The following is a 23,532-nucleotide window of genomic DNA, read 5'->3' as shown; positions in this document are numbered from 1 at the left end:
CTCAGTTGCGGCCGTAGTCGTCTTGCAGGCGGACGATATCGTCCTCGCCCAGATAACTGCCGAACTGTACTTCCACAATTTCAACCGGGCCGTCGGTCAGGTTGGCCAGCCGGTGCACTTGGCCGATGGCAATGTCGCAATACTCCCCCGGCTGCAGGTCGAACTGGCGGTCATCCAGTGTGACGCGTGCGGTGCCGGTGGTCACCACCCAGTGCTCAGCGCGCTGGTGGTGCTTTTGCAAACTGAGCTGCTGTCCGGGGTGCACCCCGATACGCTTGATCTTGTTGCCCGGCACCTCCGAGATGGTTTCATACCAACCCCAGGGTCGCTCGGTGCGCTCAATCGTCTCGGTTCGCAAGGTAGTCTGCATGATTAAACAATCCTTAAAACGGCGCGCAGATACTACCCCGCAACACCCCCCTGCTGTTACGGGCTTGTTACTGGGCGTTTTCAGGATGCGGGAAACACATGGGCCGAGCCCCGCGCCGACACCGCGACGCGCGCGCCCGCAGAGGGCGCGTCCAGCCCGGCGCTGTGAACGTGAACCAGCGCACCGCCCGAGGCTTCGTCCAGACGCACCGAGAGCTCACACACCGCACCGCAAAAGTCGGCCTCCACCACCGTGCCGGCACACACAGGGTGGCCCTCTGCCGGAGCCGCTACACCGGACAAAGGCACGACCTGCAACTGCTCCGGGCGCAGGAGCACGAGCCCGTCCCCGCTGCGGGTGCTATCGCCAGTAGGCAATTTCCCCAGCGCGCACTCGGCCCAGCCCTGCGACAAGCGGGCCGGTAGCACCACGGCCTCGCCCAAAAAGGTAGCGGTGACCGGGTCGTTGGGCCGGAGATACACCTCCAGCGGGGACCCAGTTTGCGCCAACCGGCCACCGCGCATCACGGCAACCTGGTCGGCAAATGACAGTGCTTCGGCCTGGTCATGGGTGACCAGAATGGTGGTGATGCCAGCGGCCTGCAGCAGTTGGGCCACGGCCTTGCGGGTGGCAGCGCGCAAACCTGTGTCCAGCGCCGAAAAGGGCTCGTCCAACAGCATGAGCTGGGGCCGCTGCGCCAAGGCCCGGGCCAGTGCCACGCGCTGTTGCTGGCCGCCGGAGAGTTCGTGCGGGCGGCGTTGCAGCATCGCGCGGTCGAGCGACACCATGTCCATGAGTTCGCCGATCCGCTGGCTGCGGTCGGGCGCGTGGCGATCCAGCCCGAAGCCGACGTTGTCTGCCACGCTCAGGTGGGGAAACAGCGCCCCGTCTTGCGGCACATAGCCGATTCCGCGGCGGTGCGCCGGCACGATGGAGGGGCCATCTGCCAGCACCGTACCCTGCAGCACCACGCGGCCGGCGTCCGGCGCCTCGAACCCGGCAATGATGCGGAGCAAACTGGTTTTGCCGGAGCCCGACGGGCCCACGATAGCCGTTCGGCTGCCACGGGCCACGCTCAGGTGAATGCCATGGAGCGCTGTAACGGCGCCATACGATTTGTGCACGCCGTGCAGTTCAAGAGTAGTCATCGTCCAGCAATGCGTCGGGATTGGAGATACAGAAGCCAGGTCAGCGGTAGCGACAAGAGCACCATCAGCAAGGCGTAGGGAGCCGCGCCTGCGTAATCAATTTCTGAACTGTGCGACCAGAAGGCGGTTGCCAATGTTTGGGTGCCGTTGGGTGACAGCAGCAGCGTGGCGGTCAGCTCGGTGGTGATCGCCAAAAACACCATGGCGTAACCCGAAGCCGCGCCGGGTGCGGCCAGGCGCATGGTGATTTGCCACAGCGCTTGAGCCGGTGTGCGCCCGAGGCTGCGGGCGGCTTGCTCCAACTCCATGGGCGCTTGGGCAATGCCGGCGCGCAGGCTGACCAATGCGCGCGGCAAAAACATAAGGGCATATGCCAGCATGACGGTGAACGCCGTTTGGTACAGCGGGCGGGCCACACGCACGGTCACGGTCACCAGGGCCAGCGCCACCACAATGCCGGGCAAGGCGCCCGCCAGGTAGTTGGCACCCTCCACCCAGCGCTGCAATTTGCCGGGAGCGCGGATCGACAACCACGCCATGGGCACCGCAGCAGCTGTGGTGAGTGCAGCCCCCAGCCCCGCCAGCAACAGCGTTTGCCAGACGGCGGGTGCCAGTTCTTGCAGGTTCCACACCGCGCTGCCACCGGCCCAGAGCCAGCGGCTCAGCGTGGCCATGGGCACACCCAGTGAAAGCACAGCGGTCACCGCGGGCAGCAACACGCACAATAGGCGCCAGTGCCCCAGCGCTTGCACCGGCACCTGCCGGGCAGAGCCGGCGCCCACCCGGGCGTAGCGTTCCCGCCCGCGGGTACCGGCCTCCAGCCCCAGCAAGCCAAAGCAGCACAGCACCAATACGCCGGCGAGCATGTTGGCGGCCGGGCCGTTGTAGGTGCTCTGGAACTGGTCGACGATGGCGGTCGTGAAGGTGTCAAACCGGATGGTGACAAACAACCCGTATTCGGCCAACAAGTGCAGGCCGACCAACAAGGCCCCGCCCCAGATGGCCAGCCGCATCTGCGGCAACACCACCCGCAAGAAAACTGCCCAGGGACTCAAGCCCAAAGACGCGGCAGCATCTTCCATGGCCGGGTCCAGGCGGCGCAGTGCTGCGGCAATGGGCAAATACACAAACGGGAAATAGGCCACCACCGAAATCAGCACTGCGGCCCACAAACCGTGCATGCCGGGGGCGACGCTGATCCAGGCGTAGCTGTGTACAAAAGCCGGCACGGCCAGGGGTGCCGCGGCGATCCACGACCACACCCGCGCGCCGGGCAAATCAGAGCGCTCCGTCAACCAAGCAAGGGCCAACGACAAGCCAATGCACAGGGGCACGGTCAGCGCGACCAGTGCAGCCGTGTTGAGCAAAAGCTCGCCGACCCGGGGCCGGAACACGAGTGCGGCCACCACATCCCAGCCGCTCTGCACCGCCACCCAGGCCACAAAACCCAAGGGCAACAGCGAGAGCGCCGACACCCACAAAGCCGCAAGGGCCACCCAAGACAAACGCCCCCGGCGCGCTAAGCGGGCCGGGGGCGCAGGAACCTGCACCGCAAGTGTTGTCACGGGACGTGGCTTACAAGATGCCGGCCTGGGTCATCAGGTCAGACACTTTTTTGCTATTGAGCTTGGCGGGCTCCACTTTGGGAGCATTAAGGTCAGCCAGCGGGACCAGGCTGCGGTGCGAGGCAGCGCCTTGGCCCACGGCGTATTCAAAGGAAGAGCCTGTGCGCAAAATTTCCTGACCACCTTTGCCGGTGATCCATTTCAAAAAGGCTTGCGCTTCGGGCTTGCGCTTGCTGGAGGCCAGCACGCCACCGCCCGAAATGCTGACAAAAGCGCCCGGGTCTTCGTTGCGGAAGTAGTGCAGGCCCACCTTCTCACTGTTTTCACCGGTCTTGGCCATGTCGCCGTAGTAGTAATAGTGGTAAATCACCGCGCCATCGACCTGGCCCGCATTCACGGCCTTCATGGCGATGCTGTTGCCCTTGAATGGCACCACGTTCTCCTTCATGCCCTTGAGCCACGCCAAGGTGGCGGCTTCGCCCTTGAGTTCCAGTACGGCACTCACGATAGCCTGAAAGTCCGCACCTGCGGGTGATGCAGCCCAACGACCTTTCCACTCAGGCTTGGCAAGATCCATCAGGGACTTGGGCAACTGCTCGGGCGTGAACTTGGTCTTTTTGTACACAAACACGGTGCTGCGAGCCGCAATACCCACCCAGCGGCCATGCGCGGTGCGGTAGTTCGGCGCCACTTGGCTGATGGTGGCCGGGTCCAGCGGCGCAAACAAGCCGGCACCGTCCACCAGCGTCATGGCGGGCGAGTTTTCTGTCAAAAACACGTCGGCAGGCGACGCTGCGCCCTCTTGCACCAATTGGTTGCCCAGCTCGGTGTCACCACCTTGGCGCAAGGTCACTTTGATGCCGGTTTCCTTGGTGAACGCATCGACCCAAGCCTGGGTCAAACTGGCGTGCTGCGCGTTGTACACCACGATGCCTTCGGCCGACGGTGTGACACCTTGGGCCTGCACCCAAGCTACCGGGCCCAGGGTTGCGCTCACAACCGCGAGCCGGAAAATGGAGGTCAAAAATGTGCGTTTCATGGAGCTCGCTCTTGAATCTAAAGTGTCAGCATGGTGATGACGGGGTCACGAATAAAAACAATTCGCATTTAGATTGTAGCCGCAGGCCTCAGGGTTTTTCCTGACACAGGTCAAACCTTTACAAGGCTGCAGCGGCGAGCCCGCACTCTCCTTCAAAGCCGGTGAGTCCGGTCCCCGCGGGCAAAGCCCAGCAGTGGAAGATCCACGCCCCGGCCGACGGCAATCACCTTGAAAAACTCGCCCATTTCATGCTCCATGAGCAGCTTGCTCGCCGCCACTCGGGCCGCTAAATCCTCCGACTGCATGTCTTCGACTAGGCCGCAGTTGATCAAAAAATTGGCCTGGTTGGTATAGCCCAGCACGTCGAGCCCGGCGTCTTGCGCGGCCACGGCGGTGCCGGTGAAGTTCACATGGGCGGTAATGTCTTTCAAGCCCACGCTCTCCAGCGGATTCGCGTCAGCCCGGTGGGCCTGATGGCACATGACGGTGCCGCCGGAGCGCTGCACATGGTAGTACTCACTCTCAGGGAAACCGTAGTCCAGCAACACTGCTGCCCCGAGCTGCAAGCGATCCGCCAGGGTGCGCACAAACGCATCGCCCTGGGCGTGGATTTCGGTCAGGTAGTCGTGCTCGCCGTCGACCTCCACCGGCGGGCGCAGCTCGGTGACCCGGTCTGCCCACACCAATTGCCCGCCCGACCACGCCACACCCCGCTCATGCCACACCCCGCTGACCCGTGCCAGGAGTTGGACCGGCATGGCGTCCAGTACCTCATTGCCGACCACCACACCGCGCATGGCGTCGGGCAGCGCACTCACCCACTGCACCTTGTCAGCGTAGGCGGCCAGGCGCTCCCGCTGGCGGGCTTTGAGCGACTCGGACAAATCCACAATCGTGTAGCGGCGCACTCGGTCACCCAAAGCCGACAACAGCTGGCCCGCCAGCGCTCCCGTGCCGGCACCGAACTCCCAGACCTCGTCGGTTCCGGTGGCTTCCAGCACTTGGGCGACTTGCCGGGCCAGCGTCTGGCCGAACAGCGGGCTGATTTCAGGGGCAGTCACAAAGTCGCTCCCCGCGCCCTGCAAGCCCTCTGCGGTTTGCATGCCCTGCGGCATTTGGCCGAATTTGGTCGACCCGTTGGTGTAGTAACCCAGGCCCGGCGCGTACAAAGCCATGGACATGAATGTGTCAAATCCGATCCATCCACCGGCCTGATCGATGGCATCCGCGATAATTCGGGTCAGCTTGGCCGGAATGTTTTCCGTCGTGGACATAGACATGTGTTGTGTGTTGCGTAAAGCCAAGGATTATCTTTCCCCCTCGCCCCACCCCCTTTTCAGGAACCTATTGTGTTGAAGCGCGTACTCGTTACCGGCGGAGCCCATCGTTTGGGTGCTTTGATCTGCACCCGCTTTGCGGCTGCGGGCTGGGAGGTCTGGTGCCACTACCAGCGTAGCGCGGGTGCGGCCGAGGCCCTGTGCGCCCAGCTGCGCGCCCAGGGGCACGAAGCCCACGCCATTTATGCCGATCTGGCCGATGAGACCAGCCGCCGCGACCTGATTGCCGAAATCGCCGTAAAGGCAGGCCCGCTCCATTGCCTGATCAACAACGCAAGCAGCTTTGAGCCCGACGCGGGAGACGCCATCGACACCGAAGGTGCCCGCCAGCAACTCGAAGTGAACCTGATGGCACCGCTGTCGCTGTCCCGCTGGATGGCCAACAGCCTCGGGCCCGACGCCTTGCCCGGTGGGCACAGCGTGATCCACGTGCTGGACCAGAAGGTGTTCAACCTCAACCCCGACTATTTCTCCTACACCGTCAGCAAGCTCGCGCTGGAACGCGCAGTGGCGCTGCAGGCCCAGGCACTGGCGCCTGCGGTGCGGGTATGTGGTGTGGCCCCGGGCCTGATGTTTTTAAGCGGCCCGCAAACCCAAGAAAACTTCGACAAGGCGGCCCGGGTGAACCTGCTGCAAGAGCCGATTGACCCCGGCCAGGTTGCCGCCACCTGCCTGTTTTTGGCCGACAACCCCTGCATCACCGGAAGCACCTTGTGCGTCGACAACGGCCAGCACCTGGTTCCCTTGGCGCGTGATGTGATGTTCGCCATCGAACCCACGCCCCCGAAAGCAGCCCCATGAGCCACGATTTGTTTGTCACCCTGGCACTCGAATGCCGCCGCCTCTTTTTGCGCGACCACACGGTGCAAGTGCACATCGGCGCGCATGCCTTTGAGAAAGGCGTTACGCAGCGGCTCATCTTCAATGTGGAGTTGTTTGTGCCCTATGAAGGCAGCACACCGACCGCCGACCAGCTCTCCGAAGTGGTGGACTACGACTTTGTGCGCGAGCTGATTGCCAAACGCATTGCGCGCGGCCACGTAGAGCTGCAAGAAACCTTGTGTGACGAATTGGTGCAGCAACTGCTGGCCCACCCGCAGGTGCGCGCCGTGCGCCTGTCCACCCAAAAACCAGATGTCTATCCCGACTGTGCGGGCGTAGGCGTTGAAGTGTTCCGCATGAAAGGCATGAACGCATGAAGGCCCATACCGGTCAACAGACCCTGACCCTCACGGGGCTGCGTTTCGACGCCAACCTGGGCATTCTGGAGTCTGAAAAACTCGCACCCCAGCCGATTCAGGTCGATGCTGAACTCAGCCTGGGCACCCAGCCCCTGCTGCCCACTGACGATGACATCAACCACGTGCTGGACTACCGCAAGGTGCGCCAGATCATCATCAGCGAGTGCACCGCCGAGCATGTGAACCTGCTCGAAACCCTGATCGGCAAACTGGCCCACCGCCTGATGCAACTTCCCGGCGTGCTGGGCGTGCGGGTCAAGATCGCCAAACTGGAAATATTTGAAGACTGTGAAGTTGCCATCCGCATGGAAACCGGGCAGTGGTGAACCCCCCTGCCACCGGCCCCGCGCAACGAGAAAGAAACCTATGAACGCCACCTGGATTGAAGAAGACACCCCCACCGACGTGGCCGACGCCACCGAAGCCGCAGCTGCGCGCCAGAAAGAACTGAAGATCGAGCGCGAAACCCACAAGCTCGAAAAGCGCCTGTGCCGCCAGGTCGGCCAGGCCATCATGGACTTCAACATGATTGAAGAGGGCGACCGCGTGATGGTCTGCATGTCGGGTGGCAAAGACAGCTACGGCATGCTCGACATCCTGCTCAAAATGCAGCAGCGCGCGCCCATCAACTTCGAGATCGTGGCGGTCAACCTCGACCAGAAACAGCCCGGCTTTCCCGAGCACATCCTGCCCGAGTACCTGACCAAACTGGGGGTGGAGTTCCACATTGAGACGCAGGACACCTACTCCATCGTCAAGCGCAACATCCCCGAAGGCAAGACCATGTGCAGCCTGTGCAGCCGCTTGCGCCGGGGCATTTTGTACAACGTGGCGCGCAAGCTCAAGTGCAACAAGCTCGCGCTGGGCCACCACCGCGACGACATGTTGCAGACCTTCTTTTTGAACATGTTTTTCGGCGGCAAGCTCAAGGGCATGCCCCCCAAGCTCACCAGCGACAACGGCGAGTTTGTCGTCATCCGCCCGCTGGCCTATGTGGCCGAGAAAGACCTGATCCGCTGGGCGGCCCACCGCGAGTTCCCCATCATCCCCTGCAGCCTGTGCGGCAGCCAGACCAACCTGCAACGGGTACAGATCGGCAACATGCTGCGCGACTGGGAAAAGCAATATCCCGGCCGTGCGGAAACCATGTTCACCGCGCTGCAAAACGTGGTGCCCTCGCACCTGATGGACCACACCAAGCACGACTTCAAAAACATCCGCCCCACCGGTATTGCGGACGAGAACGGTGACAAGGCTTTTGATGCCGAAGACCTGCCCACCCCCACCCTGCCGGGTCTGGCAGGCCTGCCCGGGATGCAGGTCGTTTCGCTATAAATTCAGGAGCACATTGCGATGATTCCACGTGGGCTACAACGGTTTTTGATGCTGATCTTGCTGGCGCTGCTGAGCGCTTGCTCGATGCCCCGCATGATCGACAGCGATGTGCAGAGCTTTGCCGGCGCGGGCCTGGCCTCCGGCGGCGCGGAGTTCCGCTTCGATCGCCTGCCCTCGCAGCAGCAAAACACCGATTTTCAGGACACCCTGGAGAGCCTGGCCCAAGAGGCTTTGGAACGCATCGGCCTGACCCGCAATGACACCAGCGGCCGCTATCTCGCCCAAGTGAGCCTGGGTGTGGACAACATTCGCAACCCGCACTACCGCCCGCCCCGGCCCCGCCTGGTGCGTGGCGCAGATGGTCGCCTCTACGAGGAGTGGCCCCTGACACCCGCCATCGAAGTTCCGTGGTACCGCCACCGGGTGCACCTGACACTGCGCGATAGCAGCACCAGCCAGGTCGACTTTGAAACCACCGCTGTGTTTGACGGCCCATGGCGCGACACCCTGAACTTGGTGCCGCCCATGCTGGAGGCCGCGCTCAAGGACTACCCCACCCCCGGTAAACGCCGCGTCGTGGTTGAGCTGCCACCCGCCGGCAAAGGGGAGCGCTGAGTGCCGGTCACCCGCATCATTGCCGTGCGCCACGGCGAAACCGCGTGGAATGTAGACACCCGCATCCAAGGTCAACTCGACATCGGCCTCAATGACCACGGCCTCTGGCAAGCCGAGCGCGTGGGCGCGGCATTGGCCGATGAAGTGATTGACCGCATTTACAGCAGCGACCTGCAGCGCGCCCACACCACCGCCCGAGCCATAGCCCGGCACACGGCCAAGCCGGCAGCCCGCGACGTGCAGCTGCACACCGGCCTGCGCGAGCGCGGCTTCGGCACTTTTGAGGGCAAAACCTGGGCCGACATTGCCGAGAAGTGGCCCGACGAGTCCCGCCGCTGGAAACAGCGCGACCCGCACTTCGCCCCGCCCGGCGGTGAAACTCCGACCCAGCTGCTGGAGCGGGTGCGCAGCACCGTAGACGACATTGCAGCGCGGCACCCGGGCGAGCACATCGTGCTGGTGGCCCACGGCGGCGTGATGGACATGCTGTACCGGCTGGCCACCCGCCAGGAGCTGCACGCCGCGCGCACCTGGCACCTCGGCAACGCCGCCATCAACCGCCTGCTCTGGACGCCCGATGGCCTGAGCCTGGTCGGCTGGGGCGATGCGCGCCACCTCGAAGACGACACGCTGGACGAAACCACCACTTAAAGGCCCAGCGCCCCATGCTCCATTACGTGCTCCACGCAGGCTCAGTCCCTTGGCAAGACCAACTGCTGTATGCGGGCCTCATCGTCGCGGTCATCGCCGCAGTGTTCTTGGGTCTCTGGTGGCGCAAGCGGGCAACTCGCCCGCAACAAGGCGACTTTGCGGCGCTGGTGCAACAAGGCAATGTGGCTGAGGCGCTAGAAGCCCAAGCCCAAAGCCCGTTAGCCGATGCGGCGGATGCCTGGCAGGAAGCCCGGCACACCATGGAAAACGTCAAAACCGGCGTCGAGCGCTTTCTCGCGCTGCTGTGGGCCCTGCTCGCCGGGCTGCTGTGCTTGATCAGCGTGTCGGCCGTTGTCAGCGATGTCTGGCACTTTCCGGCAGTGGACTGACCTTTGTTTGCCTTTTATTTCGTGCTCGCCGGTGTCACGGGCTGGTTCACCCGAGACCAGTGGCGCACTTTCCGCGGACGGAAATAGACGCACGCCCACAGCGCGGCCTAGGGTTCCCCCGATCGGCACCAAGCGCTTGCTCGGCAAAAATGCCGCATGAGCAAAATCATCGTTTTCGCCACCCCGGTTTTTTTTCTGCTGATCGCGCTGGAGTTCGCCTGGAGCCGCCGCGCCACGGCTCGCGTGCCCGGCAGCCGCGCCTACCGGCTCAATGACGCCATCAACAGCATCAGCCTTGGCATCTTGAGCCAGGTGGCGGGGGTGCTGTCTAAGGTACTCACCGTCGGCATTTATACGGCGGTGTTTCACGCTGTAGCGCTCTACCCCGACCTTGCTTTTTGGAGCACCTGGTATGGCGTGGTGCTGGCCTTGGTGTTTTACGACTTCTGCTACTACTGGCTGCACCGCGCCGGTCACGTCGTGGCCTTATTCTGGGCCGCCCATGTGGTGCACCACCAGAGCCAGCACTACAACCTCTCGACCGCCCTGCGCCAAACCAGCAGCGGTGCATTTTTCGGCTGGGTGTTTTACCTGCCCATGGCAGTGGCCGGTGTGCCACCGCTGATTTTTGGCATCGTGGCGCTCATCGACCTGCTCTACCAGTTCTGGGTGCACACCGAGCAGGTGGGCAAGCTGGGCTGGTTTGACCGGGTGTTTTGCTCGCCCAGCAATCACCGGGTGCACCACGCGGTGAACGACCCGTACATCGACAAAAACTACGGTGGCATCCTGATGGTCTGGGATCGCCTGTTTGGCACCTTCCGTGAAGAAGATGAGCCTTGCGTCTACGGCACCCGCGGCGCGCTCAACAGCTGGGACCCGGTGTGGGCCAATGCCGAGGTGTACTGGGGCCTGGCCAAAGACAGCTGGGCCACCCGCCGTTGGATCGACAAGGTACGGGTGTGGTTCATGCCCCCCGGCTGGCAACCCGCTGACCTGGCCGCGGCCCACCCCAAACCGGCCTTCCGGCTGGAGCAGGTGGAGACCTTTAATCCGCCGCTCAGCAGGGCGCAGCAGTGGTTTGCAGCGCTGCAGTTCTTAGTCGTTTTAGGGGGTGTCGCCGCATTTTTGTGGGTCGCGGACAGCCTGCGCTTTGCCGACGCGGCCCTGTACGCCAGCGCCTTGTTCGCCTCGGTCTGGGCCATCGGCCGCTTCATGCAGCACGGCTTGAGCGCTCTGGAGGTAGTGGCCGTGGAGGCTGCGGCTTGGGCCAGTCTGAGCGCCGTAGACTTGCTGCCCGGACACCTGATCGCTAAGCCACTGGTGATGAGTATTGCTATTATTTTCGTAGCTATTCGCGCTTATTCTACGGGGTCTACCGCTACATTTGGCTTAAAAACTACCGCTTTGTTGCTGACCGCCCTCGTGTTTTCACTGGCGGGCGACGTGTTCCTGATGCTGCCGGGCGACTACTTCATTCCCGGCCTGGCGGCGTTTCTGGTGGCGCACGTGTTCTACATCGCGCTGTTCCGACAAGATGCACCCTGGTTTGCCAACCGCCGGGCCTTGTACGTAGTGCTCGCCTTCGGGGCCGGGGTCTACGCTGTGTTGTGGAGCCACCTGCCCGATACGGGGCTGCAACTCGCCGTGGCAGCCTACATCACCGTGATTTGCCTGATGACCGCCCAAGCCCTCGGGCGCGCCACACACACCAAGCTCCACGCTGCCCGCTGGGTGGGTGCCGGCGCCTGCATCTTCATGGCTAGCGACGCGCTGATCGCGGTCAACAAGTTCCTGGTGCCTTTGCCGCTGGCCCCGTTTGCGATTTTGGTGACTTACTTTGCTGCGCAGTTGCTGATCTGCCGCCACTGCAGGCCATGAAATTTATCGAGGGACATGAGCCGGCACACCGTTACTGGGCGGCTTACACGTCAGCGCAGTCCTATTCCCAGCCGCACCTTCAGCAATAAGGTTTTCCGTAGTTTTGCATGCAAAGGTTGCGGATGCGCTGTTGATCGATTGCCAGATTTCTTTGCGCTTCAGCTTGCGCTTGGTACTTGGCGTTTCTTTCGGCAGACTCTTTCCGCTGAGCTTCTGACCGCTCTAGATAGGCGCGTTGATTCTGCTGCGACAGGGCCAGGGAGTTTTGGTATTCCACATTTCTAGAGGAGACCAAGCTCTCACGGCGAAGTTTTTCTTCGTTGGCCTTTGCTTCGGCGTTCAATCTCGAAACCATTTCTTCGCGTTTAGCTTCCTCTGCCAGCTTTTGCTGAGCTTCCTTCTCTTCAATCTTGCGCTTTTCCAACTCCATCAACGCAATCTCACGCTTTCGCTCTTGGTTTTTGTTCTGCAGATAAAACCCTGTAGAAAACAGCGCTGCGACCAGCAGAGCGCCAATCAAGACAGGGCGCTGGTACCAAGCAGTCTCCGGAGCTTCTTCCACATAGCGCATCGAAAGTTTTGCAGTTGCGGAGCTCGCCAACAGCTTTCGGTCATGGGCGGCCCGCATTTCCGGATTCAAAAGTATCTTGGCCGCCTCCCGAATAGACAAGAGGCGTTCCATGTCCTCGGGGTGTTGGACCAGATGCTCCTTGGTGAACCTGGCTTGAGCAGTCGCAAATGCTTGTCGAATCTCTTCTGCTCGCGCATCGCCCGGCAAGCCAAGTGTCAAATAGGCAGACTTCATTTTTATTCCCTGTGATCATCACCAAGTCCACACAGAGATGTGGCGATTAGTGTGCTTTTCTGTGTTCTAGATTTATTTTACAAATCTTTACTTGAGATTCTGGCATCACCGCGCCCCTTAATGCGGCAGGGGACAACCAGCAGTGCTCCAGTGAGCTTTCGCTTAATCGCCCAACAAATCCACCGCCGGCCCGGCCGGGGCCGTCACCCCCAGGTGGCGGTAAGCGGCTAGCGTGGCAATGCGGCCACGCGGGGTGCGCTGCAGGTAGCCTTGTTGAATGAGGTAAGGCTCGATCACGTCTTCAATGGTTTCGCGCTCTTCCCCGATGCTGGCCGCAATGTTGTCCAGCCCTACGGGGCCGCCGTCGAAGCGGTGAATGACGGCCTCCAGCAACTTGCGGTCCATCAGGTCAAAGCCTTGCGGGTCAACGTCCAGCATGGCGAGTGCGCGGTTGGCAATATCGAGCGTGATCTTGCCGTCGCCCTTGACTTCGGCGTAGTCGCGCACCCGGCGCAACAGGCGGTTGGCAATACGCGGGGTGCCGCGCGAGCGGCGGGCAATCTCAAAGCCACCGTCTTCGTCCATGGGCACGCCCAGTAAGCCTGCACTACGTTTGACGATGCGGGCGAGCTCTTCATTCGTATAAAACTCCAGCCGCGCCACGATGCCGAAGCGGTCGCGCAGCGGGTTGGTCAGCATGCCGGCCCGCGTGGTGGCGCCCACCAGTGTGAAAGGCTGTAAATCGAGTTTGATGGAGCGGGCGGCCGGGCCCTCGCCGATCATGATGTCGATCTTGTAGTCCTCCAGCGCGGGGTACAAAATTTCTTCCACCACCGCAGAAAGGCGGTGAATTTCGTCGATGAAGAGAACGTCGTTCTTTTCCAGGTTGGTCAACAGCGCTGCCAAGTCCTTGGGCTTTTCGAGCACCGGGCCCGATGTCTGGCGCAGGTTCACGCCCAATTCATGGGCAATGATGTGGCTGAGCGTGGTTTTGCCCAGACCGGGCGGGCCGAACAGCAGCACATGGTCCAGCGCCTCCCCGCGCTTTTTGGCGGCACCGATAAAAATTTCCAGCTGCTCGCGCACCTTGGCCTGGCCCACGTATTCGTCGAGCAGCTTGGGGCGCAGGGCACGTTCGATGGCCTCTTCACTGCTGGACACAGGCGCCGCCGACACCATGCGCGACGCAGGAGGTGGTGGAACAGCAAAATCGTCGGTCTGAATGCTCACAGCAGCGGCCTATCCAAGCAGTAAAAAACAAGAACCCCAAGCGGGGTGCCCACTATAGCGTGCGGCTTGCGCCGCTCAAGTGAAGCGCGCAAACTGCCGATAGAAAACGCATCGTCTTCGTGCGCCCCGCTACCGGCGCCTGAAACCTGCACCCGTGTTTGCTTGAAAGGCAGCGTACAACATGCCCATCCGCCCCTCGCTACCCGCCCACCTGTTGCGCTACTGTGCGGCCCCCCTGCTGCTTTTGGGGACCCTAGGCATAGCACTCGCCAATGACCCGCCCGCTGCCGCCAAGCCCGCCAAAAAGCCGGTGATGGGGGAAATTTCAGCGACCAGCGCCTCCAACCCCAAAGAGGTGGGCGACCAACTCCGCGAAGCGCTGGGCACTGAGGTGGCCGGCAAAAAGAAGCTGCTCATCAATGTGTCCAAAGTCCCCGGGGCCGGGGGTTCGCCCGCCACCGGCAGCAGCAAAGCGGGAAGTGGCAGCGGCAGCAAAGGGGACAACAATCTCAACAGCCGCCAATACATCCAGGCACGTGCCGCTGCCCTCGCCGGTCATGGCGGTGACATGCCCACCACGACCGGCGATGCCCATGGCGGCGAAGTCCACTGGGCCTACGAGGGCGAAACCGGCCCCCAGGCCTGGGGCAAGCTCAAACCGGAGTTCAACCTGTGTGCGCTGGGCAAGAGGCAGTCCCCCATCAACATTGAAGACGGCACGACCTTACAAGGCCCGGCCGAGGCGGTGCAATTCAACTATGTGCCCAGCAATGGCACTGTGGTGAACAACGGGCACACCATCCAGGTCGATGTCCAGGGCGACAACAGCATTAGCGTGCGGGGCTCACGCTACCGCTTGCTGCAGTTCCACTTTCACACGCCCTCTGAAGAGGCCGTGAACTTCAAGCGCTTTGCGATGGTGGCGCACCTGGTGCACAAAAATGACGAAGGCCAATTGGCGGTGGTGGCCGTTTTGTTGGACCCGGGCACCACCAACCCGATGATCGACAAGGTCTGGACCTACATGCCGCTGGACGCCGGCGACCGGGTGCGCATGCCGCGCGAACTGCTCAACCTCAACGAGCTTTTGCCCGCCGACCAGCGCTATTACCAATTCATGGGTTCACTGACCACCCCCCCATGCTCGGAAGGTGTGCTGTGGATGGTGATGAAGCAACCTGTCAGCATCAGCCGCAATCAGCTCCGCCTCTTCACCCAGCTCTACCCGAACAACGCGCGACCGGTGCAGCCCATTAACGGGCGCCCCGTGCGCGATGCCCAGTAGCAGCTTAGTTGCGGGTGTAGACGATCTTCTTTTTGCCCGCTTCGCAGGTGCCGACCACCCGCTTTTTGCCGGAGTCGGCATCGCGGTCCATGACGTCGAGGGTGAAGTTCTTGGCGCCGTGGGACTCGATTTTGGCGCTGAGTTCGGTTTTCAGAACTTCGCAATCTTTGGCAGCCCACGCATTGGCCCCCGTCAGGGCAAGGGCCAGGGTGCTCAGGGTCAGCAAAGTTTTCATGGGGAAGCTCCTCTCTCGGTCAGTCTGTGGGATGGTGCAGCCTCTGCGGGCCGTTGCATCGCATAGTAGCCAAGTGCCCGCCCCGCCCCACCTATCGCAAACCCGCACAGGCGAAGGCCCTATTTGCTATAGAAATAATAGCTACTCGCGCAATTATTACCGGGGCCAGTGCCCTATTTGGCCAAAGATTTGAGTGCCATCTTGATACCATCGCTGACACCCACATCCTTGGGCAGGGCCTTCAGCGCAGCAGCGGCCTCTTTGTCGCTGTAGCCCAGCGCCAGCAGCGCCTGCAAGATGTCAGACTGCGCATCGCCCACGGCGCCCAAAGGCAGCCCAAGATCTGCCCCCAACTTGCCTTTGAGTTCCAGCAGCAAGCGCTCGGCCGTCTTTTTACCAATACCCGGTACCTTCACGAGTCGCCCCGCCTCCTGGCTAGTCACCGCCTGCGCCAAGTCCCCTACGCTCAAGCCCGACAGAATCGACAGCGCAGTGCGCGGCCCGACCCCTGAAATCTTGATGAGTTCGCGGAAGGCTTCACGCTCGGTGCTGGTGGCAAAGCCGTACAAGATTTGCGCGTCTTCGCGAACCACAAAGTGCGTGAGCAGCGTGACCTTGTTGCCATCAGCCGGCAGGTTGTAAAAGGTGCTCATGGGCACCTGCACCTCGTAGCCCACGCCGCCGCAGTCGATGATGACTTGCGGTGGATTTTTGTCGCTGACGATGCCTGTGAGTTTGCCGATCATGGTGCGGAGTCCGGGGTTCTTGGGGTGGTGGGTGGCCGTGGGGGCCAACATTAGGGACAATGCGGGGGGGGCGCACCTGTGACGCCCCTGTTGCAGTCCTCTGCTTTGCCGGATTATCAGCTTGATTCTCAAACACATCTTCACCCCACTCAACAACACCCGCCTCTCGCACCTGTGCGGCCCGACCGACGAGCACCTGCGCACCATTGAGCGCGAGCTGGCGGTCAAAATCGCGCACCGGCATGAGCAGTTCAAGGTCGAAGGGCCCAAGGACAAAGCCCAGCGCGCCATGGAAATGTTGCAAGCGATGTACGAGATTGCCGGCCGCCCGATTGCCGCCAGCACCGTGCAGCTCATGCTCAGTGGCGATGGCGGCATGGACGACGGCGGCCCCAGCCTCTCGACCCGCCGTGCGGACCTCAAACCCTGCAGCCAGAACCAGGCCCTGTACCTGGACAACATTGCCGAGTTCGACATCACCTTCGGCATCGGCCCCGCCGGCACCGGCAAGACCTACCTAGCCGTGGCTGCGGCCGTAGACGCGCTGCAGCGGAGCAGTGTGCAACGCATTGTGCTGACCCGCCCCGCGGTAGAAGCAGGTGAGCGCCTGGGCTTTTTGCCCGGCGATCTGAACCAGAAGGTGGACCCGTATCTGCGCCCCCTGTACGACGCGCTCTACGACCTGATGGGCTACGACCAGGTGCACAAAGCGTTTGAGCGCCAGCAGCTGGAAATCGCACCCCTAGCCTTCATGCGCGGGCGCACGCTGAACAACGCGTTTGTAATCTTGGACGAGGCGCAAAACACCACGCCCGAGCAAATGAAAATGTTTTTGACCCGCGTGGGCTTCGGCACCAAGACGGTGATCACCGGGGACGTGAGCCAGATCGACCTGCCCAAAGCGCAGATGAGCGGCTTGGTGGAGGCCGAGCGCATTCTGCGCCGCACGCCGGGCATTGCCATCACCCGCCTGACCAGTTCCGACATCGTGCGCCACCCGCTGGTGGCCCGCATCGTGGATGCCTACGAGGCCGCGCGGCTGGAAGACCTGCCGCAGATTGCCATTCCGGAGCCGGAGCCCGAACTCCCCCGCGTGGGCTTGCCCAAAACGCGCACTGCATCACGAACCGTGCGCCGCAGCTAAACCTTTTTTAATCCACTGAACCCCATGCTTCCAGAACTCAGCCTTTCCCTGCAATTCGGCAAAATCCAAGATGCCGACAAACACCGCGAGGCACTCAAGCGCCACAAAGTCATCCGCTGGATCCGCAACACCCTGGAAGTGGACGGCGAAATCACCGTGCGCATCGTGGACGCCGAAGAAGGCCAGACCTTGAACCGCGACTACCGCCAGAAGGACTACGCCACCAACGTGCTGACCTTCGACTACACCCAAGAGCCTGTCACCGCCGACCTAGTGCTGTGCGCGCCGGTCATTGCCAAGGAAGCCAAAGAGCAAAAGAAAACACTGGAAGCCCACTACGCCCACATGATCGTCCACGGCACCCTGCACGCCCAGGGCTGGGACCACGAGTTGGATGAAGACGCGGAAGTGATGGAGCTGCGCGAGAGCGAGATCATGGCGCGGTTGGGGTTTAAGAATCCGTATTGACTTGGCTTGAAATTGCGCTCCGGAGTAGCTGCCTCGGGCGCTTTGCTCCGTGTCCCCCGCGCTACGCGCTCCTCCTTGACCTGCGCAAAACACCCGAGGCAGCGCCTCCTGCGGGTTATTGTTTGCGAGAGCGGGCCTGCGGGCCTCAATCAGCGTAACGTGTCCTGCCGATGGTTGCGCGCTTACGCATACGCCCGATCAGCAGCAAGCACACGGCAGCCAACACCACCAGAGCCACCATGCCGAAGGTCCAGATCACCCACAACAGCGGGGCTACCCAATCCAGCAGCGGCGTGATCCAAGGCATGGCAGCGCCCAGCATTTCCACGGACCACACGATGCTTGCCCGCACTGCTTCCGCGGTGCCCGCGTCGGTCCACAGCGCGATCCATGGGGGCAGCGGCCACTGGGCGATGGTCTGAAGCCCGCCTTGCAGGTCCACGCCTTGGCCCGCCACCCAGTTGGCCAAGGCCGCTGAGAGGGCGATAAAGCCGGTCCACAACAGGGCGAGAAAGACTGTTCCGATAGCGAGTGCGATTTTCATGCGCAAATTATCGGGACCGCGCGTGAATTCACCGCGACATGCCGCGGCATGAGCCCTCGCTTGCAGGGGCCTTCGATGGGGAGCGGGCGCTCAGCTTTTTGAGTCTTTTAGGCCTCTAGCCCTTATAGAAAATGCGCGAGTCGCTACTAAATGCATAGCATCTAGACAGCAGGTTCCACCCGCATCGGAATCGTTACTGGCCCGTCATTCACCAGCTCCACCTGCATGTCCGCCGCAAAAATGCCGGTCTGCACGATGGGGTGCACGGTGCGGGCCTGGGCCACCAAATAGTCGTACAAACGCCGCCCCTCGTCGGGCGCGGCAGCCGCCTTGAAGCTGGGCCGGTTGCCGCCCGACGTGTCGGCCGCCAGCGTGAACTGGCTCACGATCAGCAGGCCGCCGTGCTGGCCTGCGCCGTCCAAATCCTGCACGCTGCGGTTCATCTTGCCCTCTGCATCACTGAAGATGCGCAGCTTGAGCAGCTTGGCCAGCAACTTGTCAGCCTGCGCCTCGCTGTCACCCTGCTCGGCGCACACCAGCACCAGCAGCCCCTGCTCAATCTTGCCGACCGTAGCGCCGTCCACCACCACTTGTGCGCGGCGCACGCGCTGTACCAAAGCCATCATCCCGAGTCCCCTTGAAACCTGTTGGCGGCCATGGTGCCGCGTACCCCTGTGCCACAATGAATCATCATGTTTGCACACCTTCAACGCCTCCGATTGTGGCTGCTCGCCTGGGCGGTGCTGTCGCTGTTGAGCGGTGTTTACATCGCGCGCGGGGAGCTGGCGCGCCAGCAAGATGTGTTCGACACCAACGCCCGCATCGTGCACCGCTTGCTCAGCCAGCAGGTGGTGCAGCACGATGCCATTCTGGCCACGCTGGCGCTGCTGCACGGGGGCAATGCGGCCGACCGGCCCGAGCAACGCTTGCCCGCGCTGTATGGCCAGATTGCGGCGGCCGCCCACCGGGGCGCGACTGAAGCCTGGCCCTCGCCCGAAATTGCCAAGGCCGAAGCCGAGTCCCTGCGTCTCAAGCGCGCGGTACTGGCCGATGTGGACCTGCAAAAAGGCACATACCAGCTGGTGCTGGCCGCGCAGCCGGACAGCTATGCCCTGACCATTGCCCTGCGCAACATGGTGCCGTGGACCGAATGGCCCATGAAGCCGGACACCAGCCCGGTGCAAGTGCGCCTGGATTTGGGCGACAAGAGGTACACCGTGCAAGCCGGTCGCTCTTTTGCCCCTGAGGATGCAGGCTGGACCTTCGCAGCCCGCAAAGTGCTGGCCGCAGAGAGCCAGCCGTTTGAGGTGGTGTCGCGCCTGCACGTGCCGTGGTCCGCGTTGCCATGGACCTATATGCTGATCAGCGCAGGCGCCATTGCGCTGGCCTTGCTGCGCGGTCGCATGCTGGTGCAGCAACGCACACAACAGCGCCGCGAGGAAGAACGCCAGCGCGTGGGACAGCGCACCCGGCTCAACACCTTGGGCGAGCTGGCAGCCGGCATGGCGCACGAAATCAACCAGCCCCTGACCGCCATCTTGGCCAACACGCAGGCCGCCAGCCGCCTGCTGGACGACGCCGAGCCAGACCTGAGCGCCGCCCGCAGCGCCATGCACATGGCCGCCCAGCAGGCGCGCCGTGCGTCGGATGTGGTGGGGCGCCTGCGCCGCACGGTCGAGCGCCCTGGCAGCGCCGCAGCGGTGCAAAGCGTGGACCTGCACGCGGCCTGCCAGCACGCGCTGTACCTGCTGGAGCCCGAGCTGCAGCGCAGCCGCTGCGCGCCCGTGCTGACCCTGGACGGAGCGCCCTTCCTGGTGCAGGCCGACCCGGTCGCGCTGGAGCAAATCATCCACAACCTGCTGACCAACGCGCTGCAAGCCATGGAGCAGGTGCCACCGGCGGCGCGCAGCCTGCAGCTGCTGCTGAGCCACACCGCCACCTACGGGGAGCTGCGGGTGCAAGACAGCGGGCCGGGCATCCCGCCGGACGCTCTGGCCAAGGTGTTTGAACCCTTTTTCTCCACCCGTGAAGGGGGCTTGGGTCTGGGCTTGAGCCTGTGTGAATCTTTGGCGCAGGGCATGGGGGCGCACCTGAGCGCGGCCAACCACTCCGCGCAAGGCGCTGAGTTCACCCTGCAAATGCCCCTCGCCACGCGCGCCCCATGACCGGACCGCTCTCCCCGCTCATCCACCTGATCGACGATGACGAAGCCGTGCGCAGCAGCTTGGCCTTGCTGATCAGCACCGTAGGCTTGCGCGTGCAGCCGTGGGGCGACCCGCAGACCTTTATCGACTCTTTTGACCGCGAAGGCATTGGTGCCATCGTGCTCGATGTGCGCATGCCCGGCATCAGCGGGCTCACAGTGCTCGACACCCTGATGGCACAAAAGGTGGACCAGCCGGTCATCATGCTCACGGGGCACGGCACCATCGACATGTGCCGCCGCGCTTTCAAGTCCGGCGCCGCCGAGTTTCTGGAGAAGCCGGTAGACGACGAGCGCTTGCTTGAAGCGCTGCAAACCGCCGTGCGCCAGCATGTGCAGTCCCGCCAACGCAACCAGGCCGACCGCGTCACGCGCCAGCGCTACGCCCAACTGTCGGAACGCGAGCGCGAGGTGCTGGGCCTGATCGTGTCCGGGCTGACCAACAAAGAGATTGGCCGCGCGCTCAACGTGTCCCCCCGCACCATAGAAACCCACCGCGCCAACCTCTTCGCCAAGCTGGAGATTGAGTCACTGGCGCAGCTGGTGCGCCAGTACGCGGCGCTGGTCGACGAAGACATCGCCACCTGACCCGGCGGGACTGACTCCGTAGTTCTACGGAGGTGCGGGCGTAGCGCTACGAATGGGCAATGTGCACCCGGATTTTTACAGTACGTACACGGTTGATCGAACCGCTTGTACCCCTCACTATCCGGAGCATTCCATGCGTACTTCCCACCTCCTCGCTTTGATTCTTTCCACCGTTGCCGGCGCAGCCAGTGCACAAGCTGTGCGCACCGAGCGCAACATGTCGCTGGAGCTGGCGAACCAGATTGCCACCGCCACGGTGGCTGCCTGCACCACCAGCGGCTACGCTGTGACCGCCACCGTGGTAGACCGTGCGGGCACCGTGCGCACCGTGCAACGCGCCGACAACGCTGGCCCCCACACCTTGGCCGCCAGCCAGCAAAAAGCCTTTACCTCGGCCTCTGCCAAAAACACCACCCTGGCCATGATGGAAGGCGCCCAGAAGAACCCGGCCGCGGCTAACTTGGTCTACATCCCCGGTTTCTTGCTGGTGGGTGGCGGTGTGCCGGTCAAGGTGGGTAACGAAGTGATTGGCGCCGTAGGCGTGGGCGGCGCACCCGGCGGCCACCTGGACGAGCAGTGCGCTATGGCTGCGCTGGAGAAGGTCAAGGAATCTTTGAAATAAATCGACCCCTAGCCCTCGTAGATATTGCGCAAGCAGCTCCGGTTTTTATAGCAATAAGGGAAAAAATCATGTCCAATCCTGCTAGCACCCGGCTCGCCCGGACCCTCCGATTCGCCCTGCTGCTAGCAGGTTTGGCATGGCTGCCGCTGTCTCAGGCACAGGTGGCGCCCACGGCCGCTGAGACTGCGGCCTACCGCGGCCTGCACGCTGCGGCAGCGCGGGGCGATATGGCCACGCTCTCGCAACTGCTGAGCGCCAAAGCCGACATCAACCAGCGCGATGCCTATGGCCGCACGCCCCTGCACGTGGCCACTTTTGCCAAACAGCGCGCGGCAGTGCGCGCCTTGATTCAAGCCGGGGCAGACACGAGTGCTATGGAAAATGACCGGTACGACGCTGTCACCATCGCTGCGGTGGCTGATGACGAAGAAACCTTGCGCACCCTGCTGAGCCTGGGTGCCAGCGCCAAGCTGGTGACCAGCCCCGCTATGGCGGTACAGCGCTGATCGCGGCCGCCCACCTGGGCCACGACGGCGTGGTGCGCCAGCTGATTGCCGCCAACGCCCCTTTGGACCATGTGAACAACCTGCACTGGACCGCGACCATTGAATCCATCGTGCTAGGCAACGGGGGCCCGCGCCACCAAGCCACACTCAGGGCATTGGTAGAAGCAGGCGCTAACTTGCAACTCAGCGACCGCCACGGCAAAACGCCGCTGGATCTGGCGCGCAGCTATGGCTACGCAGAGATGGTGCGCCTGCTGGAGAAGCGCTAAACCCGAGCTCAGGCCAGGGTCACACGGGCAAACTTACGCTTGCCCACTTGCAGCACATAGGTGCCCGCGCCGAGCTTCAAGCCCTTGTCGCTGACCACATTGCTGTCGATGCGTACACCGCCACCGTCAATCAAGCGGTTGCCTTCGCCGCTGCTGGCGGCCAGGTTGGCAGACTTGAGCAGCGCAGCAATACCCACCGCCGCACCACCCTCGCCCAGTGGCAAGCTGATTTCGTCGATCTGGTCCGGGATGCCGCCCTTGCTGCGGTTGATAAAGTCCTGTTCCGCCGCATCGGCCGCAGCAGCACTATGGAAGCGCGCCGTGATTTCTTTGGCCAGCGCCACCTTGGCGTCCTTGGGGTTGCGCCCGCCGTCCACCTCGGCCTTGAGCGCGGCAATTTCCGCCTCGCTCTTGAAGCTCAGCAGCGTGTACCACTTCCACATCAGTACGTCGGAAATGCTCAAGACCTTGGCGAACATGGTGTTGGGCTCTTCAGAGATGCCGATGTAGTTGTTTTTGCTCTTGGACATCTTCTCCACGCCGTCCAGCCCTTCGAGCAGCGGCATGGTCAAGATGCACTGAGGCTCCTGGCCGTATTCAGCTTGCAGGGTGCGGCCCATGAGCAGGTTGAACTTCTGGTCGGTACCGCCCAGCTCCAGGTCGCTGTGCAGCGCTACCGAGTCATACCCCTGCATCAGCGGGTACAAGAACTCGTGCACCGCAATCGGGGTGCCGGCTTTGAAGCGGTCGTGGAAGTCGTTGCGCTCCATCATGCGCGCCACGGTGTAGCGGCTCGCCAGCTGGATCATGCCGCGCGCGCCCAGCGGGTCGCTCCACTCGCTGTTGTAGCGCAGCTCGGTTTTGGACGGGTCCAAGATCTTGTCGGCCTGGGCGCGGTAGGTTTCGGCGTTGACCTTGATCTGCTCGGCGGTGAGCGGCGGGCGCGTGCTGTTGCGGCCCGACGGGTCGCCGATCATGCTGGTGAAGTCACCGATCAAAAAGATGACCGTGTGGCCCAGATCTTGCAACTGACGCATCTTGTTCAGCACCACGGTGTGGCCGATGTGGATGTCCGGCGCGGTGGGGTCCAGCCCCAGCTTGATACGCAGCGGTTTGCCCGTGGCTTCCGACTTGGCGAGCTTTTTCACCCACTCGTCTTGCGGGAGCAATTCTTCCACGCCGCGCAGGGTGACTGCCAAGGCCTCGCGGACACGGTCGGTTACAACAAATTGAGGGCTTAAGGCTTGATTCATAAGGGTTTTTCTTGTGGCCGGAGCAAGCGTGGCGGCTATACTGCCCGCTCCTTTGCGCAACGC

The 23,532-nt window shown here is 62.7% G+C and carries 26 protein-coding genes and 1 pseudogene; 15 read left to right on the top strand and 12 right to left on the bottom strand.

Translation table 11 applies throughout. From position 1 onward, the window contains the following. Nucleotide 1 precedes the first annotated feature (1 nt). From QZW03_RS07850 to QZW03_RS07830, 5 genes are all read right to left on the bottom strand, one after another. On the bottom strand, nt 2-370 hold the full coding sequence (locus QZW03_RS07850) for a phosphomannose isomerase type II C-terminal cupin domain (RefSeq protein WP_296509424.1): 369 nt from the start codon (nt 368-370) through the stop codon (nt 2-4). Nucleotides 371-450: 80 nt separating this feature from the next. Next, a complete protein-coding gene (locus tag QZW03_RS07845) occupies nt 451-1,518 on the bottom strand; it encodes an ABC transporter ATP-binding protein (RefSeq protein ID WP_296509423.1) in 1,068 nt (355 codons plus the stop codon). After that, the gene (locus QZW03_RS07840; protein ID WP_296509422.1) at nt 1,515-3,083 is read right to left on the bottom strand and encodes an iron ABC transporter permease; all 1,569 of its coding nucleotides are present in this window, start codon (nt 3,081-3,083) and stop codon (nt 1,515-1,517) included. The genes QZW03_RS07845 and QZW03_RS07840 overlap by 4 nt, the downstream gene beginning before the upstream one ends. Before the next feature lie 10 nt (nt 3,084-3,093). After that, nucleotides 3,094-4,122, bottom strand: a complete 1,029-nt coding sequence (locus QZW03_RS07835) for an iron ABC transporter substrate-binding protein (RefSeq protein ID WP_296509421.1) — start codon at nt 4,120-4,122, stop codon at nt 3,094-3,096. A 152-nt stretch (nt 4,123-4,274) separates the two neighbouring features. Beyond that, complete coding sequence (locus tag QZW03_RS07830; RefSeq protein ID WP_296509420.1) at nt 4,275-5,402, bottom strand: SAM-dependent methyltransferase; 1,128 nt, start codon at nt 5,400-5,402, stop codon at nt 4,275-4,277. Between the two features lie 69 nt (nt 5,403-5,471). Here QZW03_RS07830 and QZW03_RS07825 point away from each other — a divergent pair, with 69 nt between their 5' ends. The 8 genes from QZW03_RS07825 to QZW03_RS07790 all read left to right on the top strand — a co-directional run bounded on the left by QZW03_RS07825 (nt 5,472) and on the right by QZW03_RS07790 (nt 11,571). After that, nucleotides 5,472-6,260 (top strand): SDR family oxidoreductase, encoded by a 789-nt coding sequence (locus tag QZW03_RS07825; RefSeq protein WP_296509419.1) that lies wholly within the window; start codon nt 5,472-5,474, stop codon nt 6,258-6,260. Then, complete coding sequence (locus QZW03_RS07820) at nt 6,257-6,658, top strand: dihydroneopterin aldolase (protein WP_296509418.1); 402 nt, start codon at nt 6,257-6,259, stop codon at nt 6,656-6,658. Before QZW03_RS07825 ends, QZW03_RS07820 begins: the two co-directional genes overlap by 4 nt. Next, nucleotides 6,655-7,026 carry a dihydroneopterin aldolase gene (locus QZW03_RS07815; protein ID WP_296509417.1) on the top strand — a complete coding sequence of 124 codons (372 nt, stop codon included), beginning with the start codon at nt 6,655-6,657 and terminating at the stop codon, nt 7,024-7,026. The genes QZW03_RS07820 and QZW03_RS07815 overlap by 4 nt, the downstream gene beginning before the upstream one ends. Before the next feature lie 40 nt (nt 7,027-7,066). Continuing rightward, nucleotides 7,067-8,035, top strand: coding sequence for a tRNA 2-thiocytidine(32) synthetase TtcA (gene ttcA / locus QZW03_RS07810; RefSeq protein WP_296509416.1), 969 nt, complete (start codon nt 7,067-7,069; stop codon nt 8,033-8,035). An 18-nt stretch (nt 8,036-8,053) separates the two neighbouring features. Beyond that, on the top strand, nt 8,054-8,650 hold the full coding sequence (locus QZW03_RS07805; RefSeq protein ID WP_296509415.1) for a DUF4136 domain-containing protein: 597 nt from the start codon (nt 8,054-8,056) through the stop codon (nt 8,648-8,650). Next, nucleotides 8,651-9,301, top strand: coding sequence for a histidine phosphatase family protein (locus tag QZW03_RS07800; protein ID WP_296509414.1), 651 nt, complete (start codon nt 8,651-8,653; stop codon nt 9,299-9,301). A gap of 14 nt (nt 9,302-9,315) precedes the next feature. Further along, nucleotides 9,316-9,690 (top strand): hypothetical protein, encoded by a 375-nt coding sequence (locus tag QZW03_RS07795; protein ID WP_296509413.1) that lies wholly within the window; start codon nt 9,316-9,318, stop codon nt 9,688-9,690. A gap of 156 nt (nt 9,691-9,846) precedes the next feature. After that, a complete protein-coding gene (locus QZW03_RS07790; protein WP_296509412.1) occupies nt 9,847-11,571 on the top strand; it encodes a lysoplasmalogenase family protein in 1,725 nt (574 codons plus the stop codon). A gap of 79 nt (nt 11,572-11,650) precedes the next feature. Here the strand turns inward: QZW03_RS07790 and QZW03_RS07785 are convergent, their stop codons facing one another. Further along, nucleotides 11,651-12,376, bottom strand: coding sequence for a hypothetical protein (locus tag QZW03_RS07785; protein ID WP_296509411.1), 726 nt, complete (start codon nt 12,374-12,376; stop codon nt 11,651-11,653). Nucleotides 12,377-12,538: 162 nt separating this feature from the next. Then, nucleotides 12,539-13,606, bottom strand: a complete 1,068-nt coding sequence (gene ruvB, locus QZW03_RS07780; RefSeq protein WP_296509410.1) for a Holliday junction branch migration DNA helicase RuvB — start codon at nt 13,604-13,606, stop codon at nt 12,539-12,541. A 181-nt stretch (nt 13,607-13,787) separates the two neighbouring features. Between ruvB and QZW03_RS07775 the strand changes: the two genes are divergently transcribed. Then, nucleotides 13,788-14,891: a carbonic anhydrase family protein gene (locus QZW03_RS07775; protein ID WP_296509409.1), complete on the top strand. Its 1,104-nt coding sequence runs from the start codon at nt 13,788-13,790 to the stop codon at nt 14,889-14,891. A gap of 4 nt (nt 14,892-14,895) precedes the next feature. Here QZW03_RS07775 and QZW03_RS07770 read toward each other — a convergent pair whose 3' ends face one another. Both QZW03_RS07770 and ruvA read right to left on the bottom strand, forming a co-directional pair. Then, entirely contained in the window at nt 14,896-15,126 is a 231-nt protein-coding gene (locus QZW03_RS07770; protein ID WP_296509408.1) for a DUF1161 domain-containing protein, read from the bottom strand. Between the two features lie 173 nt (nt 15,127-15,299). Continuing rightward, nucleotides 15,300-15,872 carry a Holliday junction branch migration protein RuvA gene (gene ruvA, locus QZW03_RS07765; RefSeq protein WP_296509576.1) on the bottom strand — a complete coding sequence of 191 codons (573 nt, stop codon included), beginning with the start codon at nt 15,870-15,872 and terminating at the stop codon, nt 15,300-15,302. 121 nt (nt 15,873-15,993) lie between these two features. On the opposite strand from ruvA, the gene QZW03_RS07760 reads away from it, so the two are divergent. Continuing rightward, nucleotides 15,994-17,016, top strand: coding sequence for a PhoH family protein (locus tag QZW03_RS07760; RefSeq protein WP_296509407.1), 1,023 nt, complete (start codon nt 15,994-15,996; stop codon nt 17,014-17,016). A gap of 24 nt (nt 17,017-17,040) precedes the next feature. Continuing rightward, the gene (gene ybeY / locus QZW03_RS07755; RefSeq protein WP_296509406.1) at nt 17,041-17,484 is read left to right on the top strand and encodes an rRNA maturation RNase YbeY; all 444 of its coding nucleotides are present in this window, start codon (nt 17,041-17,043) and stop codon (nt 17,482-17,484) included. Between the two features lie 145 nt (nt 17,485-17,629). On the opposite strand, the gene QZW03_RS07750 is transcribed toward ybeY, so the two are convergent. Continuing rightward, a complete protein-coding gene (locus tag QZW03_RS07750; RefSeq protein WP_296509405.1) occupies nt 17,630-18,028 on the bottom strand; it encodes a hypothetical protein in 399 nt (132 codons plus the stop codon). Between the two features lie 161 nt (nt 18,029-18,189). Beyond that, a complete protein-coding gene (dtd, locus tag QZW03_RS07745; RefSeq protein WP_296509404.1) occupies nt 18,190-18,654 on the bottom strand; it encodes a D-aminoacyl-tRNA deacylase in 465 nt (154 codons plus the stop codon). Nucleotides 18,655-18,720: 66 nt separating this feature from the next. Between dtd and QZW03_RS07740 the strand changes: the two genes are divergently transcribed. From QZW03_RS07740 to QZW03_RS07725, 4 genes and pseudogenes are all read left to right on the top strand, one after another. Next, nucleotides 18,721-20,193 (top strand): ATP-binding protein, encoded by a 1,473-nt coding sequence (locus QZW03_RS07740; RefSeq protein ID WP_296509403.1) that lies wholly within the window; start codon nt 18,721-18,723, stop codon nt 20,191-20,193. Further along, the gene (locus QZW03_RS07735; protein WP_296509402.1) at nt 20,190-20,819 is read left to right on the top strand and encodes a response regulator; all 630 of its coding nucleotides are present in this window, start codon (nt 20,190-20,192) and stop codon (nt 20,817-20,819) included. Before QZW03_RS07740 ends, QZW03_RS07735 begins: the two co-directional genes overlap by 4 nt. Nucleotides 20,820-20,952: 133 nt before the next feature. Next, entirely contained in the window at nt 20,953-21,441 is a 489-nt protein-coding gene (locus QZW03_RS07730) for a heme-binding protein (RefSeq protein ID WP_296509401.1), read from the top strand. A 68-nt stretch (nt 21,442-21,509) separates the two neighbouring features. Next, nucleotides 21,510-22,216: pseudogene (locus QZW03_RS07725) on the top strand (ankyrin repeat domain-containing protein). 8 nt (nt 22,217-22,224) lie between these two features. Here the strand turns inward: QZW03_RS07725 and tyrS are convergent. Then, entirely contained in the window at nt 22,225-23,469 is a 1,245-nt protein-coding gene (tyrS, locus tag QZW03_RS07720) for a tyrosine--tRNA ligase (protein WP_296509400.1), read from the bottom strand. Nucleotides 23,470-23,532: the final 63 nt, after the last annotated feature.

Source organism: Rhodoferax sp. (assembly GCF_013297935.1).
GTDB lineage: Bacteria > Pseudomonadota > Gammaproteobacteria > Burkholderiales > Burkholderiaceae_C > Allorhodoferax.
The sequence above is the reverse complement of the archived record's forward strand: the minus strand, read 5'-3'. Positions and strand labels throughout refer to the sequence as shown.

Excerpts from the sequence above, each read along its gene's own strand:
- ybeY (WP_296509406.1), top strand. The coding sequence starts at position 17,041 with ATGCTTCCAGAACTCAGCCTTTCCCTGCAATTCGGCAAAATCCAAGAT.
- QZW03_RS07820 (WP_296509418.1), top strand. The coding sequence starts at position 6,257 with ATGAGCCACGATTTGTTTGTCACCCTGGCACTCGAATGCCGCCGCCTC.
- QZW03_RS07835 (WP_296509421.1), bottom strand. The coding sequence starts at position 4,122 with ATGAAACGCACATTTTTGACCTCCATTTTCCGGCTCGCGGTTGTGAGC.
- tyrS (WP_296509400.1), bottom strand. The coding sequence starts at position 23,469 with ATGAATCAAGCCTTAAGCCCTCAATTTGTTGTAACCGACCGTGTCCGC.
- QZW03_RS07830 (WP_296509420.1), bottom strand. The coding sequence starts at position 5,402 with ATGTCTATGTCCACGACGGAAAACATTCCGGCCAAGCTGACCCGAATT.
- ruvA (WP_296509576.1), bottom strand. The coding sequence starts at position 15,872 with ATGATCGGCAAACTCACAGGCATCGTCAGCGACAAAAATCCACCGCAA.
- QZW03_RS07795 (WP_296509413.1), top strand. The coding sequence starts at position 9,316 with ATGCTCCATTACGTGCTCCACGCAGGCTCAGTCCCTTGGCAAGACCAA.
- QZW03_RS07770 (WP_296509408.1), bottom strand. The coding sequence starts at position 15,126 with ATGAAAACTTTGCTGACCCTGAGCACCCTGGCCCTTGCCCTGACGGGG.
- QZW03_RS07750 (WP_296509405.1), bottom strand. The coding sequence starts at position 18,028 with ATGAAAATCGCACTCGCTATCGGAACAGTCTTTCTCGCCCTGTTGTGG.
- QZW03_RS07775 (WP_296509409.1), top strand. The coding sequence starts at position 13,788 with ATGCCCATCCGCCCCTCGCTACCCGCCCACCTGTTGCGCTACTGTGCG.
- QZW03_RS07740 (WP_296509403.1), top strand. The coding sequence starts at position 18,721 with ATGTTTGCACACCTTCAACGCCTCCGATTGTGGCTGCTCGCCTGGGCG.
- QZW03_RS07815 (WP_296509417.1), top strand. The coding sequence starts at position 6,655 with ATGAAGGCCCATACCGGTCAACAGACCCTGACCCTCACGGGGCTGCGT.
- ttcA (WP_296509416.1), top strand. The coding sequence starts at position 7,067 with ATGAACGCCACCTGGATTGAAGAAGACACCCCCACCGACGTGGCCGAC.
- QZW03_RS07850 (WP_296509424.1), bottom strand. The coding sequence starts at position 370 with ATGCAGACTACCTTGCGAACCGAGACGATTGAGCGCACCGAGCGACCC.
- QZW03_RS07730 (WP_296509401.1), top strand. The coding sequence starts at position 20,953 with ATGCGTACTTCCCACCTCCTCGCTTTGATTCTTTCCACCGTTGCCGGC.
- QZW03_RS07790 (WP_296509412.1), top strand. The coding sequence starts at position 9,847 with ATGAGCAAAATCATCGTTTTCGCCACCCCGGTTTTTTTTCTGCTGATC.
- dtd (WP_296509404.1), bottom strand. The coding sequence starts at position 18,654 with ATGATGGCTTTGGTACAGCGCGTGCGCCGCGCACAAGTGGTGGTGGAC.
- QZW03_RS07805 (WP_296509415.1), top strand. The coding sequence starts at position 8,054 with ATGATTCCACGTGGGCTACAACGGTTTTTGATGCTGATCTTGCTGGCG.
- QZW03_RS07785 (WP_296509411.1), bottom strand. The coding sequence starts at position 12,376 with ATGAAGTCTGCCTATTTGACACTTGGCTTGCCGGGCGATGCGCGAGCA.
- QZW03_RS07735 (WP_296509402.1), top strand. The coding sequence starts at position 20,190 with ATGACCGGACCGCTCTCCCCGCTCATCCACCTGATCGACGATGACGAA.
- QZW03_RS07845 (WP_296509423.1), bottom strand. The coding sequence starts at position 1,518 with ATGACTACTCTTGAACTGCACGGCGTGCACAAATCGTATGGCGCCGTT.